Below are 14,240 nucleotides of genomic sequence, written 5' to 3'. Positions count from 1 at the left end.
GGGTCGCTGGTGAGTGCAGAGTCTATGATGCGGCGTGGCCGCACGGAGATCAACCTCAGCCGGGGCCGATCGGCAGGCAGATCATCCGACCGGACTCGGGATCGGTGAAGACCTTGGCTGCCACGCCGAACACCGTCCGCATCAGCTCGACGGTTAGCACTACGGAGGGCGCACCGTCCGCCACGATCCGGCCTTCGTCCACCACGACGACACGGTCCGCGTAGTTCGCCGCATGCACGAGATCGTGGAGCACCATCACGACCGTCATGCCGCCGCTCGCGCAGAGGGACTCAACGAGGTCGAGAACCTCGAACTGGTGCCGGACGTCGAGAAACGTGGTCGGCTCGTCCAGAAGTAGGGTGCCGGCGCCTTGAGCGAGGGCGAGCGCGATCCATGCGCGCTGGCGTTCGCCCCCGGAGAGTTCGTCCAAGGGACGCTCGGCGAAATCGGTCAAACCCGTGAGCGTGAGCGCGGACTCCACGGCCAGTGTGCCCTCGGCGCCGAGCCGTCCGAACAGCCCGGTATGGGGGAAGCGGCCCAACTCGACGAGCTCGCGAACGGTCAGACCCGGCGGACTCGATGGAGATTGGGGAAGGACGGATACGAGGCGGGCGATACCGCGAGATCCGAAGCTCCGGATGTCCTGCCCGTCGAGGAGTACGACGCCGCTCCGCGCCGGAAGCAGCCGGGCCATCGCCCGGATCACCGTGGACTTCCCCGACCCGTTCGGCCCGACGATCGCAGTGATCGTGCCATGCCGTAGCCCCAGGTCGAGGCCATCGAGCACCACCCGCTTCCCGTAGCCGGCGCTGACCTGTGCCAGCCTGATCGGTTCGACCTCGTTCATCTGGTGCTCCGCCGGATGAGAAAGATGAGCAGTGGCGCCCCGAATACGGCCAGGACGGCCCCGACGGGAAGGCCCACACGGTACGCCGAGGAGGGAATCGGCGGCTTGATGGAGAACGATTGGGCAACGAGGTCGGCGGCCAGCAGGAGGACGCAGCCGATGAGGGCGGCCAAGGGCAGGACACGGCGCGCGTCTGCGCCGACGACGGCCCGGGCGGCGTTCGGCGCCATCAGGCCGACGAATGCGATAGCCCCGGAGACACTCACGGCCCCGGCGGCCAAGACCGCGGCCAGCCCGAATAGGACAACTCGGGCAGGTTGCAAGGGGAGACCGAGAGCGCGCCCTGATTCGTCGTCAAGCTGGAGAAGGTTGGCGGCGCGGGCGGCCAGCAATCCCGCTGCGACACCGACAGCGGCCCACGGCAGGGCAAGCCAGACGTCATCCCACACGCGGCCATGCAACGACCCGATGAGCCAGGAGAGGATGTTCCCGAGGGCATAATTGGAGCGCAGCATGACGATCGCGGTCAGCGACCCGAGGATCGCGTTGACGATTACCGCCGTGAGGATCAGTCGTAAGGGATCGATGCCTCCGCGCGCCGAACTCACGAAGAGCACCAGTATTCCCCCCGCCAGGGCGCCCAGGAGCACGACGAACGGAAGCAACCGGCCGGGTTGAGGCAGGCCCCACGTGCCCGCGAGGAATAGGACCGCAAGGAGGATCCCTCCCGTTGAGACGCCGGTGAGCCCGGGCTCGGCGAGGCGATTGCGCATGACGACCTGCAGCAACGCCCCCGAGAGGCCCAGCATGCAACCCACCAGGAGCCCGAGGATCGCGCGAGGCATCCGCAGGTCCCAGACGATCGTCCGGTCCGTGGGGTCCGCGAATCCGTCCACCAGGGCCCCGATGACACGATCCGGTGGGATCCAGACGGTGCCCAGTCCGAGGTGGAGGATGAAGAGGGTGACAGCCGCCATGCCTGCCACCAGCACGAGGGCCGCAAACGAACGCGCCGATGTCACGAGCGGTTCAGTCCCAGGCTCTTGCGGCGGAGAAGCACGAGGATCATCGGGGCGGCCAGGAGGGTCGTGCACAGCCCTACGGGAATCTCGCCCGGATAGATGACGACCTTGGCAAGTACGTCGGACGCCAGCAACAGGAGGGCTCCGATCACTGTGGCCACCGGAAAGAGGAGCCTCGCATCCGGCCGGATGACTATCAGCCGAGCGATGTGCGGCGTCAGAAGCCCGACCCAGGCGATGGGCCCGGCGACCGCCACGATGCTCCCGACGAGCAGCGCGGCCAGTGCGACGAAGACGCCGCGCATGCGCCTTGCCTGCATCCCCAGGGACGAGGTGACATCCTCGTCCAACTGGAGCACGTTGGCGCCTCGAGCGAGGAGGAAGGCTACGGGAATCCCCGCAAGCAGCCACGGCCACACGAGCCGGACATGATCCCATGTCCTACCCGAGAGGTTGCCGACCGTGAAAAGGAAGAAGACCCGCACCGCGCCGGATGAGGCGGCGAGGCCGATTATCGCCAGGATGATCCCATGGAGGAGCGCCGCAACCGCGACGCCGGTCAGCGCGGCTTCAATCGGCGTTCGCGCCCCCCGTGAGGCCGCGAGGACGATCAGGCCGCCGCCGAGTCCCCCGGCGAGAGCCACGATCGGATGAAGCGCGAACAAGACCGGTGCGTTCAGCAACAGGATGATTGCCATTGCCAGTGATGCTCCGGCCGACACGCCGAGCAGCCCCGGCGAGGCCAGCGGGTTCCTGAGAACGACCTGAAGGATTGCCCCGGAGAGCCCGAGCGCCGCGCCGGCGAGCAGCGCCAGGATCAACCTGGGCAGCCCCAACTCGCGGACCACGAGCCGTTCGATCCGGCCGCCGGATTCGCCCAGCAGGATGCCGGGAAGTTGCCCGGGCGCCACCCTCGGCTCAACCATGCTCAGGTGGACTACGGCGAGGACGGCGAGCGCCGCGAGGATCGCTCCGGCGACGATCACCCGGGTCCAGGACCAGCCCGGACCCGCCGCCGCGCCCGGGGGTGCGCTCAAGGCTGAGGAGCCGGGAAGTCCTCCGGGTAGATCTTCGGCATCGCCTCGTCGAGCACGAAGTTGGTGCCGTTAATGCCACGGGATGTGCCCCAGATAAAGAAGTCCACCTCGTGTACCTCGCCGTTCTGGACCGCTACGAGCTCTCTCCAGATCACATGGTCAACGAGCTGCTCGGACACCGGTTCCGGGGGTGTAGGCCCGAATCCGTACGTCTGGACGAAGATGACGTCGGGATCGATACCCAGCAGCTGCTCCACAGAGAAGCTCGGGAACGGCTGGTGGACATCACAGCCGGAGAACTCGGGTGCGTAGACCGCTGCATGAGCCAGCGCATCCACGGCCGGCGTGCACACCGTGTCGGCTCCGATGTTCACGTCGGACCCGTACACGACCATGACGGACCTCTTGGTGGTGACTCCCGCAACATACTGCTCGAGCCGGGACTCGAATGCTGCCACCGCGTCCTCGGCCTCGTGCTCCATTCCGAGAAGGATTCCGATCTCGACGACATGCTCGAGCATGCCCTCGACGCCGATCGGGTTGACGATGAACAGCGGTGCGATGCTCTCGAGGGCGGCGCGCAGGCCGTCGTGAACGCCGCCGAGCCCGATGACTATGTCGGGGCTCGCCGCAGCGATGTCTTCCAGGCTTGGCTCGAAGAACGAGCCGCTGACGGGTCCGATTTCGTTCTCGTCCGGTCCCCAGTAGGCCGGATCCCGGTGGAGCAAGTCATTCGCAGCCACGGGCTTGACACCTAGCACGAACATCGTGTCCACGCAGAGCCCCGTGAGGCAGACAACCCGGACCGCCGGCGCGTCCAGCGTGACCATCTCACCTGTAGCGTCCTCGACGCTGGGCGGAGCCGCGGCATCGTCCTCGTCATCCTCGTGCTCGTGCTCGTCGTCCTCGTGTTCGTGCTCGTCGTCCTCGTGCTCGTGGTGGTCGTCTTCGTGCTCGTCCTCGTCGTCCTCGTGCTCGTGGTGGTCGTCTTCGTCGTCGTGGTCGTGGTCGTCGGTTGTCGGGGGTGCGGAGGTGGTGGTTGTGGCCGAGGTGGTGGTTGTGGCCTCGGCCATCACGGTGGTGGCCACCGTGTCGTCGCTCGCTTCGTCTCCGCCACATGCCGCTGCTACCAACACCAGCGCCAGCATCGCGGCGGCGGTCCGGGCTATCCGACCGGGTCTGGCCTTGGGTACCTGGACACGCGACATTCCGACTCTCCTTCTCCGGGGTTTCTCCTTCTCCCGATTAGACTAATGAGACTGATTCTCATTATCAATACAGGCCCGCGCCCATGCGGGCGGCGGAGGCGCGAAACCACACATGATGATTCACCGACGAATCGTGGGGCTGACTGTTGGCGTTCGTCCGCTCCTGGGCCTCTCCATTGCGCTTGGCCTCGCCGTCTCCGCGACCTGGGTTGCCCAGGGGGTGCTCATCGCGCTCGTAGTGCGGCGAATCCTCAATGGCGGCGGCTGGGCTGCGATCGCTGGATTCGTCGGGGCGGTCGCCGGCCTGGCCCTGCTTCGCGCCGCACTGATATTCGCCCGCGAAGTCCTGGCGAAGAAGGTCTCAGCCGTTGTCAAGACCAAGCTGCGCCTCCGGCTGTTCGCTCAGTTGCTCCTGCTTGGTCCCGGTTACCTGGAACACACGGAAACGGGCAAGGTGCAAGCGACGCTGGTCGATGGCGTCGAGGCACTCGAGTCGTATGTCGGCTACTACCTGCCCCATGCGGTGGTGTCGGTCGTCGTTCCGATCTGCATCGTCGTGGTCATCCTGTCTCTCGATCCACTGATCGGCGTTGTCGTCCTGGCCTTCGCGCTGGCCGTGCCGCTCATCCCCCGGATCTGGGACCGCATCCTGGGCGAGTACGGCCAGCGGCATTGGGCCGCGTATTCGTCGCTGGATGCCCAGTTTGTCGACTCCATGCAGGGGATGGTCACGCTGAAGGCGCTGAACGCGAGCGAGCGGCGAGGAGAACAGCTCCGCGCTGCGAGCCAGGCGCTCTACCGAGCCACCATGGCGCAGCTCTCGATCTCGATGATCCGGAACGGACTGGTCGGGTTCGCGATGAGCTCGGGCGTGGCGCTCGCCGTCGGCATAGGAAGCTTCGAGGTGGCTTCCGGCGAACTGGGCATCGCCGCGCTGCTGGTCATCCTCTTCCTCTCGGCCGAGTGCTTTCGACCCCTCGTCGAACTGGATGCCTACTGGCATGCCGGCTACATGGGCATTTCGGCTTCGACGGGCATATTCGAACTGCTCGATACGGAACCCGGGGTTCGTGACGCGACCGCCGGAAGGACCGGCGTCGCCACATCACCCGGCGGAACGATCGCCCTCCACGACGTCACGTTTCGCTACTCGAGTGATGCCCGTCCGGCCGTGGAGGATGTTTCTCTGAAGATTCGCGAGGGCGAGACCGTCGCGATCGTCGGCAGCTCCGGCGCGGGCAAGACCACGGTGGCTTCACTCCTGCTCCGGTTCTTCGATCCGCAGGAGGGCCGGCTGACATTCGGCGAAACCGACTTCCGCCACATCCCCCTGGACGACCTGCGGCGGTCCATAGGCTACGTCTCCCAGGATACGTACCTCTTCCACGGGACCATCGAGGACAACCTCCGGATCGGCCGGGCCGACGCCACACCGGAGGCAATCCGGGATGCCGCCGGGAAGGCGAACATCCACGCGTTCATCCAGTCGCTTCCGAACGGCTACGACACCGTCGTGGGCGAGCGCGGCGCGAAGCTGTCGGGCGGTGAACGCCAGCGCATCGCCATCGCCCGCGCGCTCCTGAAGGATGCGCCGGTGCTTATCCTTGACGAGGCTACTTCGAACCTCGACAGCGCCAACGAGGCGGCGATCCGGGAGGCACTCGGCCTTCTCACGCGAGGGCGGACCACCATCATCATCGCCCATCGCCTCTCGGCAGTCGTCAACGCGGACCGCATCGTGGCGCTCGACAACGGACGGGTCGCGGAGTCGGGTCGGCACGAGGATCTCCTGTTGCGCGGTGGCCACTACGCGGAATTGGTTCGCGCACAGCGGGAAGGCGCCTCATGACCACGATGGCCGACCCGAGGACCGCGCCCGCGCAGGGCGGACGGAAGGCAACCCGATTCTCGTCCGGATTCTGGCAACTCCTCTGGATGATCCGGGGTTACTACGGCCTCATGGCGCTCGCAATCGTGACGGGCGTGTTGAACCAGGGCGCCACGATTGCATCCGCGGCGCTCGGCGCCTACATGGTCGGCCAGGTCGCTGTTGGCGCGACCGTCGCCGACCTTGGCACGCCTGCGATTGCCCTGGGGGCCGCCGTCATCCTTCGGGCCGTGATGGCCTGGGCCGAGATGTGGATAGCACATGATCTGGCCTACCGGATCCTCGCCGAACTCCGCGGCCACCTCTACGACGCGCTCGAACGGCTCGCCCCCGGGTACCTGATCCGGCGGCGGTCCGGCGACGTGGCGTCTGCGGCCATGGCCGACATCGAGACCGCTGAGTGGTTCTATGCCCACACCGTAGGAACGTTCGTCGTGGCCGTCGTGGTTCCGCTCCTGGCCTTCGCCACCCTCGGAGTGATGCACTGGACCCTTGCGCTCGTGCCTCTGCCCTTCGCTGTCCTGGTGGCGGGCGCGCCACTCGTGCTGCGCCGTCGGGCCGCCAGGCAGGGCGACGCGCTGAGGGCCGACCTCGGCAATCTGAACGCGGAGGTCGTGGACGGCGTGCAGGGCCTGCGCGAACTGGTGGCCTTCGGCTCCCAGCGGAGGTTCCTCGCCAACCTCGAGTCCCACAGCAACCGGCTCGTCCGTTCGCAGCTGGTCTATGGAATGCGGGCGGGGATCGAGCAGGGCGCCGTGGTGACGTTCATGAGTTGCGGCATGCTGAGCGTCGTTGCGGTGGCAGCAAACCAGGTTTCCCGTGGTGACCTCGATCCTGCCTACTACCCCGTGGTGATCACGCTCGCCATCTTCGTCTTCATCCCGATTCTCGCCGTCGCGAACGTGGCCCAGAGCCTCGGGATCGTCTTCGCTTCAGCCGAACGCGCCTTCCACCTGTTGCGCGAACCGGCGCCCGTTACAGACACGCCGGGGGCCGCTCCGCCGGATTCCGAGGTTGAGCCCCGAGTCACTTTCACGGGAGTGACGTTCGGCTACCCCGGCGCCGCGGATCACGCGCTCCGAGATGTCTCGTTCGAGATTGCGCCCGGGGAGACCGTGGCGCTCGTCGGTCACTCCGGGGCAGGGAAGACCACCTGCGCGAGCCTGCTCATGCGATTCTGGGACGCTGACGCCGGGACCATTGCCATCGGGGGACACGACGTGCGCCTGCTGCCCCAGCGCTTCCTTCGAGAGATCATCGCGTGGGTGCCCCAGGACATCTACCTCTTCAATACCAGCCTCCGCGAGAACATTCGCATGGCTCGCCCCGACGCCACCGACGCCGAGATCGAGAACGCGGCACGGACGGCCCTGGCGCACGAGTTCATCACCGAAATGCCCCGCGGCTACGACACCGCCGCAGGAGAGCGCGGCGTCCAGATGTCCGGTGGCCAGCGCCAGCGGATCGCGATCGCCCGCGCTCTGCTGAAGGACTCACCGGTGCTCGTGCTCGACGAGGCTGTGTCGAGCCTCGACACTCGCAACGAGCAAGAACTCAACCTGGCGCTCCATGCTGTCCGGCAGGGACGGGCGACCCTCGTCATTGCTCACCGGCTGTCGACTATTCGCAGCGCCGACCGGATCGTCGTCCTCGAGGAGGGGCGAGTAGTGGAACAGGGCACCCATGACGACCTCCTTGCTCACGGACGCGTCTACAGCCCGCTGATCGCCGCTCAGACCGAGGCGGCCCACCGTGTCTCCACCCAGTAGACACGCAGATCCGACGCGACCTCCGTCTTAGCTGCCCGGGGCGAGAAGTTGATCGCCGAGCGGGCGGCACAATTACAACATGGATGTACAGTCGTACAAGCGGCGGAACCTCTTGGGAACGGAGGTCACCTACGGCCACGTGGCTGCCGCGATTGCCCAACTGGTCAGTGGGAGGTTCTCGGTGGGCACCACAGCGCAGATTCCCGTCGACGGCGGAGACGAAAGGGTCTTTTGAGACATGTTCCTCCCCATCCTTTGCGTTGAATCCGATGACGTGCCGGAGCGGATGCTGGTGGTCGGCGATCCCGACCGCGCCCTGCGGGCGGCCTCGCGGCTCGAGGGCGCCGCCGAGATAGGTCGTTTCCGGGAATACGTCACCCTGGTGGGCCACCATCGGGGAACGCGGGTGGGAGTGTCCTCTCACGGGGTGGGGGCGGCGGGTGCCGCGGTGTGCTTCGAGGAGCTGTTTCTGGCCGGCGTGCAGCGTGTGATCCGGGCGGGGACCTGCGGAGGCATGCAGGACGACGTGATGGACGGCCACCTGGTGATCTCAACCGGAGCGGTGCGCAACGAGGGCTACACCCCCCAGATAGTGCCCGACGGCTATCCCGCTCTGGCTTCCGTCGACGTGGTGATGGCGCTGCGGCGCGCCGCCGAGGGCGCCGAGAACATCCACGAGGGAGTGACACTGACCACTTCCGCTTTCTTCACCCACGACATTCTGGGCTCCCCGGTGGCCTTGTGGCAGAAGACCGGCGTGAAGGCGGTGGAGATGGAGGCCGCGGCGCTGTTCGTGCTGGCCGGACTGGCGGGGAGGCAGGCGGGCGCCATCCTGGCGGTAGACGGCGAGCCGCTGGCGCAGAAGAAGAACGAGAACACGGACTACTACAACCCCCACCGGGACGTGGTCCGGGACGCAGTGGGTCGGATGATCGACATAGCCTGGGATGCCTTGGTCGACGATCGGTAGCTGAACCGCACCCGCTTCCGCTCACTCACCCGCAGACATCATCCCCCGCAGGTCCCGAGCGGCTTGTTAAGGCGCCCTCTTACCGACTCACAGCCTCATCGAGGAATCGACCCCGGCCCGCCACTCGGTCCGCTCGCCCCGCTCCAGCCGGAAGGCCGCCGCCGCGCCGATCATGGCGCCGTTGTCGGTACACATGATCGGCCTGGGCAGGAACAGCCCCACGCCCCTGCGGGCGGCCTCCTCCCCGAGCCGCGCTCTGAGACGCCGGTTGGCCACCACGCCGCCCCCGCCACCGACGACCTCGACCCGATGGTCCTCGACCGCGTTCATCGTCTTCTGCACCAGCACATCGACGATCGCCTCCTGGATCGACGCGGCTGCGTCCTCCCGGGAGGGCAGCGTCCCGGATGCCCGCGCCTTCTCCAGGGTGGTCACGACGGACGTCTTGAGGCCGGAGAAGGAGAAGTCGTAGCGGCGGTCGGCCAGCGCCCGCGGGAACCTGATCCGGTCGGGATCTCCCGTCTCCGAGAGAGCGTCGATGGCCGGCCCGCCCGGAAAGCCCAGTCCCATGAAGCGGGCCAGCTTGTCGAATGCTTCGCCGGCCGCGTCGTCGATGGTCTGGCCGAGGACGCGGTAGTCCCCCCACCCGTTGACCAGGACCACTTGGCTGTGGCCTCCCGAGGCCAGCAGCACCACGCCGGGAGGCCGGAAATCGTCGAAGTCCAGGCGGGGCGCGAACAGGTGTCCCTCCATGTGGTCCACGCCGAGGAACGGAAGGCCGCGGCTCCACGCCATGGCCTTGGCGAACGAGAAGCCCACCAGCAGCGATCCGACCAGGCCCGGCCCCCTGGTGGCGGCTATGCCGTCCAGCGAGTCGGGGTGTACCCCGGCTTCCCGCAACGCCCGGTGCGTGAGGGAGCGGATCGCTTCGACATGGGCGCGGGCAGCCACCTCGGGCACCACTCCCCCGAACCGGGCGTGCATGTCCACCTGCGACGAGAGCACGTTGGACAGCACCCGCCGGCCGTCGGTGACCGCCACCGCCGTCTCGTCGCACGAGGTCTCGAACGCCAGCACCAGCGGCCCGCTCAAGGCAGGGCCTCCTCGATCAGCCGGAGCCGTTCCCGGTACCCGGCGCCGGTGATGTCGTGCGCCCACATGATCAGGGCATCCTCGTCCCGGTAGTAGTGCTTTCGCACCCCGACCGGAGCCATGCCGAATTTCCGGTAGAACTCCTGGGCGCGCCGGTTGGAGGCCCGGACCTCCAGGGTCAGGTGCTCGGCACCACCCGCCAACCCGATGTGCACCAGCGCCAGCATGAGACGGGTTCCCACGGCAGGCACCGGCGCCGGGCGCCGCGCGGCCAGCGTGTTTATGTGGGCGTCGAGTTCCACCAGCATGAGACCGCCGTAACCGACCACCTGCTCCTGGTAGTCCGCCACCAGGTACGACCGTCCCGGAGCGTCCAGTTCCGCCTCGAACACCTCGCGGGACCACGGCATCCGGAAGGTGGCGGCCTCGAGTTCGAGGATCTGATCCAAGTCCTCTGTGAGCAGATCCCGGACCACCAGCCCGCCGTTCAGGACCACAGGCCCGCCTCCCGGCGGTGTACCGAGCCGAGGGTGACGTCCGGCTCCCGCATGTAGAAGGGTCGCACCTCTCGAGGATGGCCGAAATCCCCCCGCTCCGCCTTGGAGACCACCATCTCGGCCAGGGCGTCCGCCGACGGGTAGCGGGGCATGCCGGTACGGACTCCTCGCAGTCCGCGCAAGACCGAGAGCGGGAGAGCCTCCCAATCGCCCACCACCAGGATCTCCCTGGCATCGGACTCGAGGATCCCACGGAACTGCTGGTAACCGACCAACTCGGCGGGTGCGTCCAGCGCGGCGCCGCCGGGAACCGGCTGGTAACCGGCCACCGCCACCTCGCCGCGGCGAACGTCCACCACCGCCCAGATGTACCTGTGCCCGGTGGTGGCGCGGAGAGCCAGCGCATCCAGCGAGGAGGCGCCCATGATCGGCACGCCCAGCATCGTGGCCAGACCCTGCGCGGTGGCGATGCCGACCCGGACACCGGTGAACAGGCCCGGCCCCACATCGACCACAACGGCATCCAGCTCCTCGGGACGCCACCCGGCCTGGGCGAAGCAGAAGTCGATGGCCGGGATGAGGAAGGCATCGTGGTCCCGGCTCCCCGAGCGTCCGGCGGAGGCCACCAGGCGCCTCGACTCCAGGAGCGCCACCGACGAAGCCCCCGTGGCGGTGTCGATTCCGAGGATCCTCACCTTCGCACGCCTCGCGCCGCTTCCTGCATGGCGGGTTCGAGCGGGCGGCCGGTCCAAGGCTCCGAGGGGCAGAGCCGGATCGTCCGGGTGCCGTCACCGGTACCCTCGATCTCCACGGACAGGCACGTGTCGGGCAGGCGACCGGCCACCACGTCGCCCCACTCGATGAGCAGCACGCCGTCACTAGCCGCTTCGATCAGGTCGAGGTCCTCGAATTCACCGGATGATCCGATCCGGTAGACATCGGCGTGGAGCAGCGGCATGAACCCGTCGCGGTAGTGACGGGCCAGCACGAAGCTCGGCGACGTGAGCGGCTCCGCCACGCCGATGCCCTCGCCGATGCCCGCGGCCAGGACGGTCTTGCCGGCCCCCAGGGATCCGGAGAGCAGGATGATGTCGCCCGGTTGCACCAACCCTGCCAGGGCCCGGCCGATCCGGCGAGTGTCGCTCGGGGTTTGCGCTTCGACAACGATCATCCGAACAGGCCGAGCTGTTCGTAGGAGTCGGGAGCCTCCGGCGCGCCGGCCTGCGCATCCGGATCCGCCAACCGCTCCCGGGCTGTTCGCACCGCCATCTCCAGATCGGCCTTGATAGTCGCCTCCATGGCGGGACCGCTCCGCAGGGCAGCCGCCGGGTGGAAGGTCGGGATCACCACCCGCCCCCACCACGGGTACACCTGGCCTCGGGTGCGGGTGATACCCACCGATGTCTTGAGGAGGAGCTTGGTCGAGAAGTTGCCCATCGTCATGACCACGGCCGGGTCCACCAGCCGGAGTTGGTCCACCAGGAAGTGCTTGCATGCCTCTATCTCGTCCGGGCGGGGATCCCGGTTGTTCGGAGGCCGGCACTTCACCACGTTGGCGATGTACACCTCGCTCCGATCCAGACCCACCTCACCGAGAAGCCGATTCAACAGCATGCCCGCCTTGCCCACGAACGGCAGGCCTTCCTTGTCCTCGTTGTAGCCGGGACCCTCGCCGATGAACATGATGTCCGCCTCGGGCGAACCGTCGGCGAAGACGGCCTGCGTGCGTCGTTCGTGAAGGCGGCAGGCCGTGCAGGTGGCCGCCCGTCCGGCCAGTTCGCCCAGCCGCTCCCGAATCTCAACAGGGGTCATGGTCCGGTTTCCGTCCGGTCAGGATCGCACGGACGGGTGCTGGTCACCGCCGCGGCGATAGCCCGTCCGGTGGCGACAAAGGCGGCCTCGCCCAACGCATCTGGATCTCCCATCAACTCTCCACAGGACACCGCGAACGCCGAGTCGCCATCATATCTGGTATGGGCCGGCCGGATACAGGCCGCCACCGCATCCTGGGACCGCACGCACAGCCGGAAGAGGTCGTTCCGCTCCAGGCGGGCATCGGTGGCCACGGCGACCAGGGTGGTATTGGCATGGGGTGTGACGGCGGAGGCGGCCGGGCCGGGAACCAGCTCGCCGCCGGTGAGCGAATCCCCTTCGAGGGTGAAGACATCGCCCACCGCGTTGACCACCGCCAGCACGCCGACCGTCACGGCGCCGACCTCGACCCGGGCGGATCCGAGCCCGGAGGGCCGGACGGCGGCCGGGCCCCGCCATTGCGAGGTGGTCGCGCCCCGACCGGCCCCGATCCGTCCCTGAGGCACGGGCACCGGCGAGCGACTCCGGTAGGCGAGTGCTCCTTCCGGCCCTCCGGGGTGGAAGCCGGACGGTCGATCGAGGTCGTAGATGACCGCCGCGGGGACGATGGGAACCGGGCCGTTGCGGGTGGGATGCCCCCGGCCGTCGCCGGCCAACTCCCGGACCACCCCATCCACCGCCGCCAGCCCGAAGGCGGACCCTCCGGTGAGCACCAACGCCTGTATCTGCTGGACCCGCATCCCGGGGCCGAGCAAGGCCGTCTCGCGGCTTCCGGGCGCCGCTCCCCTGATCTCCGTCGCCGCCACGTTGGGCTCGGGGAACACCAGCACGGTGACCCCGGTACGGTGCTCCTCCGATGTCCAGTGCCCGACTTCCACCCCGGGCACCGCGGTTATGGTCTCGTTCACGGCGCACCGCCCTTCATGCCGGCTCCCGGCGGATCACGAAGCTCTCGTTGTTGAACCACACCCGGCCGTAGCGCTGGAGCACCGACCTGGTGCCGTCGTGGTAGGCGCCGAACGCCACCGCCTCCTCCATCCGTTCCTCGTCGATCTGGGCCACATAGGCGGCGGCGTTCCAGGCCGCCAGGATCGCGGACGTCCCGATGTGTTCCTTGGCCTCGACCGGCATGGTCCGCATCTCGTAGCGGAAGATCGACTCCGAGTCCTCCCACTCCTCCATCACCAGGTCTCGATCGGCCGGGCTCGACAGCTGCCGGGCGGCCTCGGCCAGCAGGGCCCGGCGGTCCGTGCGGAACGGATCCTCGTCCGGCCACAGGGTGTGGATGATCTCCATGCCGGGATCGTGGCCGTAGGCGTGGATGCCCAGCAGCCGGCCACCGCGAGCCAGCGCCCGGGCCAGGGGGACGATCACGGTGCGAACCTTGTGCTCCGCCGGAGTTCGTGCCCGGTAGGGCTGGGAGGCGATGACGAGGTCGAAGGCCGCCCGGTAGGTACTCGGATCAGGAAGCACCCGGCGAAGGATGAACTCCCGATCCTTTCGATAGATCACGTGGACCGCGGGGCGGACGTAGACCGGGTTGCCCGTCCTGGGGCTGGTGGTCACCTGCCAATCCTCGGCCAGGGTGTCGTGGAGGCTGCGTATCTGCTGGGCGAAGCCCACGGTGGTCGCCCCCTCCAGGGCGGTGCTCCGCCATGCCATCTCACCCTTCCCGGGTCCCGGCCGGAGGTTGGTAGCCTCGCCGTAGGTCATGTTGGTCGCCACGAACACCATCTCGGGGTGTTCGTGGAAACGGTCGGGCAGCCGGTCCAGGGCGATGCGGACATCCTCGATGCTTATCTCCTTGCCGACCACCAGCCACGGGACGTGAGGGCGGAGCGCGTGGAGGCTCCGCATCACCTCGACCAGCACCGTGGCGTCTCCCAGACCGGCGTCGAACAGACGAAAGGCATCGGGCCCAGGAGCCACCAGGCGAGCTTCCCGAGCGATCCGAGCCGCCACCTCCGCCTTCTCCGTTGTCGTGGTGATGAACATCATGTAGGCCGTTCGGGTATCGAAGAACCGGGGCCGTCCCCCGTCTGGCCCATCGACCGTGCTCATCTTGTCGCCGGACCTCCCACCTGTAACCTCCTGACCG

15 protein-coding genes are annotated in these 14,240 nt (G+C 67.8%); 4 read left to right on the top strand and 11 right to left on the bottom strand.

The window, feature by feature from the left end:
* Window positions 1-55: 55 nt before the first annotated feature.
* The 4 genes from OXM57_05565 to OXM57_05550 are packed head-to-tail and all read right to left on the bottom strand — an operon-like array spanning window position 56 to window position 4,114.
* Window positions 56-847, bottom strand: a complete 792-nt coding sequence (locus tag OXM57_05565; protein ID MDE0352138.1) for an ABC transporter ATP-binding protein — start codon at window positions 845-847, stop codon at window positions 56-58.
* Window positions 844-1,869 carry an iron ABC transporter permease gene (locus tag OXM57_05560; GenBank protein ID MDE0352137.1) on the bottom strand — a complete coding sequence of 342 codons (1,026 nt, stop codon included), beginning with the start codon at window positions 1,867-1,869 and terminating at the stop codon, window positions 844-846. The genes OXM57_05565 and OXM57_05560 overlap by 4 nt, the downstream gene beginning before the upstream one ends.
* A complete protein-coding gene (locus tag OXM57_05555; protein ID MDE0352136.1) occupies window positions 1,866-2,906 on the bottom strand; it encodes an iron ABC transporter permease in 1,041 nt (346 codons plus the stop codon). Before OXM57_05555 ends, OXM57_05560 begins: the two co-directional genes overlap by 4 nt.
* The gene (locus tag OXM57_05550) at window positions 2,903-4,114 is read right to left on the bottom strand and encodes an ABC transporter substrate-binding protein (protein ID MDE0352135.1); all 1,212 of its coding nucleotides are present in this window, start codon (window positions 4,112-4,114) and stop codon (window positions 2,903-2,905) included. The genes OXM57_05555 and OXM57_05550 overlap by 4 nt, the downstream gene beginning before the upstream one ends.
* Before the next feature lie 133 nt (window positions 4,115-4,247).
* Between OXM57_05550 and OXM57_05545 the strand changes: the two genes are divergently transcribed.
* The 4 genes from OXM57_05545 (at window position 4,248) to OXM57_05530 (ending at window position 8,741) form a co-directional block, all read left to right on the top strand.
* On the top strand, window positions 4,248-5,963 hold the full coding sequence (locus OXM57_05545; protein MDE0352134.1) for an ABC transporter ATP-binding protein: 1,716 nt from the start codon (window positions 4,248-4,250) through the stop codon (window positions 5,961-5,963).
* Window positions 5,960-7,771, top strand: coding sequence for a thiol reductant ABC exporter subunit CydC (gene cydC, locus OXM57_05540; protein ID MDE0352133.1), 1,812 nt, complete (start codon window positions 5,960-5,962; stop codon window positions 7,769-7,771). Before OXM57_05545 ends, cydC begins: the two co-directional genes overlap by 4 nt.
* A 79-nt stretch (window positions 7,772-7,850) precedes the next feature.
* Window positions 7,851-8,006 (top strand): hypothetical protein, encoded by a 156-nt coding sequence (locus tag OXM57_05535; protein MDE0352132.1) that lies wholly within the window; start codon window positions 7,851-7,853, stop codon window positions 8,004-8,006.
* Between the two features lie 3 nt (window positions 8,007-8,009).
* Entirely contained in the window at window positions 8,010-8,741 is a 732-nt protein-coding gene (locus OXM57_05530; GenBank protein MDE0352131.1) for a nucleoside phosphorylase, read from the top strand.
* Window positions 8,742-8,828: 87 nt separating this feature from the next.
* Here OXM57_05530 and tsaD read toward each other — a convergent pair whose 3' ends face one another.
* From tsaD to OXM57_05495, 7 genes are read right to left on the bottom strand one after another with little or no spacing between them, the layout of a single operon-like run.
* Window positions 8,829-9,833 (bottom strand): tRNA (adenosine(37)-N6)-threonylcarbamoyltransferase complex transferase subunit TsaD, encoded by a 1,005-nt coding sequence (gene tsaD / locus OXM57_05525; protein MDE0352130.1) that lies wholly within the window; start codon window positions 9,831-9,833, stop codon window positions 8,829-8,831.
* On the bottom strand, window positions 9,830-10,330 hold the full coding sequence (rimI, locus tag OXM57_05520; protein ID MDE0352129.1) for a ribosomal protein S18-alanine N-acetyltransferase: 501 nt from the start codon (window positions 10,328-10,330) through the stop codon (window positions 9,830-9,832). Before rimI ends, tsaD begins: the two co-directional genes overlap by 4 nt.
* Window positions 10,321-11,025 (bottom strand): tRNA (adenosine(37)-N6)-threonylcarbamoyltransferase complex dimerization subunit type 1 TsaB, encoded by a 705-nt coding sequence (tsaB, locus tag OXM57_05515; protein ID MDE0352128.1) that lies wholly within the window; start codon window positions 11,023-11,025, stop codon window positions 10,321-10,323. Before tsaB ends, rimI begins: the two co-directional genes overlap by 10 nt.
* Window positions 11,022-11,501 carry a tRNA (adenosine(37)-N6)-threonylcarbamoyltransferase complex ATPase subunit type 1 TsaE gene (tsaE, locus tag OXM57_05510; protein ID MDE0352127.1) on the bottom strand — a complete coding sequence of 160 codons (480 nt, stop codon included), beginning with the start codon at window positions 11,499-11,501 and terminating at the stop codon, window positions 11,022-11,024. Before tsaE ends, tsaB begins: the two co-directional genes overlap by 4 nt.
* The gene (locus OXM57_05505; protein MDE0352126.1) at window positions 11,498-12,142 is read right to left on the bottom strand and encodes a uracil-DNA glycosylase; all 645 of its coding nucleotides are present in this window, start codon (window positions 12,140-12,142) and stop codon (window positions 11,498-11,500) included. The genes tsaE and OXM57_05505 overlap by 4 nt, the downstream gene beginning before the upstream one ends.
* A complete protein-coding gene (locus tag OXM57_05500) occupies window positions 12,139-13,050 on the bottom strand; it encodes a P1 family peptidase (GenBank protein MDE0352125.1) in 912 nt (303 codons plus the stop codon). Before OXM57_05500 ends, OXM57_05505 begins: the two co-directional genes overlap by 4 nt.
* A gap of 13 nt (window positions 13,051-13,063) precedes the next feature.
* The gene (locus OXM57_05495) at window positions 13,064-14,203 is read right to left on the bottom strand and encodes a hypothetical protein (GenBank protein ID MDE0352124.1); all 1,140 of its coding nucleotides are present in this window, start codon (window positions 14,201-14,203) and stop codon (window positions 13,064-13,066) included.
* Between the last annotated feature and the right edge of the window lie 37 nt (window positions 14,204-14,240).

It is taken from the genome of bacterium (assembly GCA_028820935.1).
Lineage (GTDB): Bacteria > Actinomycetota > Acidimicrobiia > Spongiisociales > Spongiisociaceae > Spongiisocius.
Note: the sequence above shows the minus strand (reverse complement) of the source record. Positions and strands in the feature narration are given on the sequence as shown.

Bases quoted from the DNA above. Each gene is read 5' to 3' on its own strand.
- OXM57_05495 (MDE0352124.1), bottom strand. From the start codon at position 14,203: ATGAGCACGGTCGATGGGCCAGACGGGGGACGGCCCCGGTTCTTCGAT.
- OXM57_05505 (MDE0352126.1), bottom strand. From the start codon at position 12,142: ATGACCCCTGTTGAGATTCGGGAGCGGCTGGGCGAACTGGCCGGACGG.
- tsaE (MDE0352127.1), bottom strand. From the start codon at position 11,501: ATGATCGTTGTCGAAGCGCAAACCCCGAGCGACACTCGCCGGATCGGC.
- OXM57_05530 (MDE0352131.1), top strand. From the start codon at position 8,010: ATGTTCCTCCCCATCCTTTGCGTTGAATCCGATGACGTGCCGGAGCGG.
- OXM57_05550 (MDE0352135.1), bottom strand. From the start codon at position 4,114: ATGTCGCGTGTCCAGGTACCCAAGGCCAGACCCGGTCGGATAGCCCGG.
- cydC (MDE0352133.1), top strand. From the start codon at position 5,960: ATGACCACGATGGCCGACCCGAGGACCGCGCCCGCGCAGGGCGGACGG.
- OXM57_05535 (MDE0352132.1), top strand. From the start codon at position 7,851: ATGGATGTACAGTCGTACAAGCGGCGGAACCTCTTGGGAACGGAGGTC.
- OXM57_05565 (MDE0352138.1), bottom strand. From the start codon at position 847: ATGAACGAGGTCGAACCGATCAGGCTGGCACAGGTCAGCGCCGGCTAC.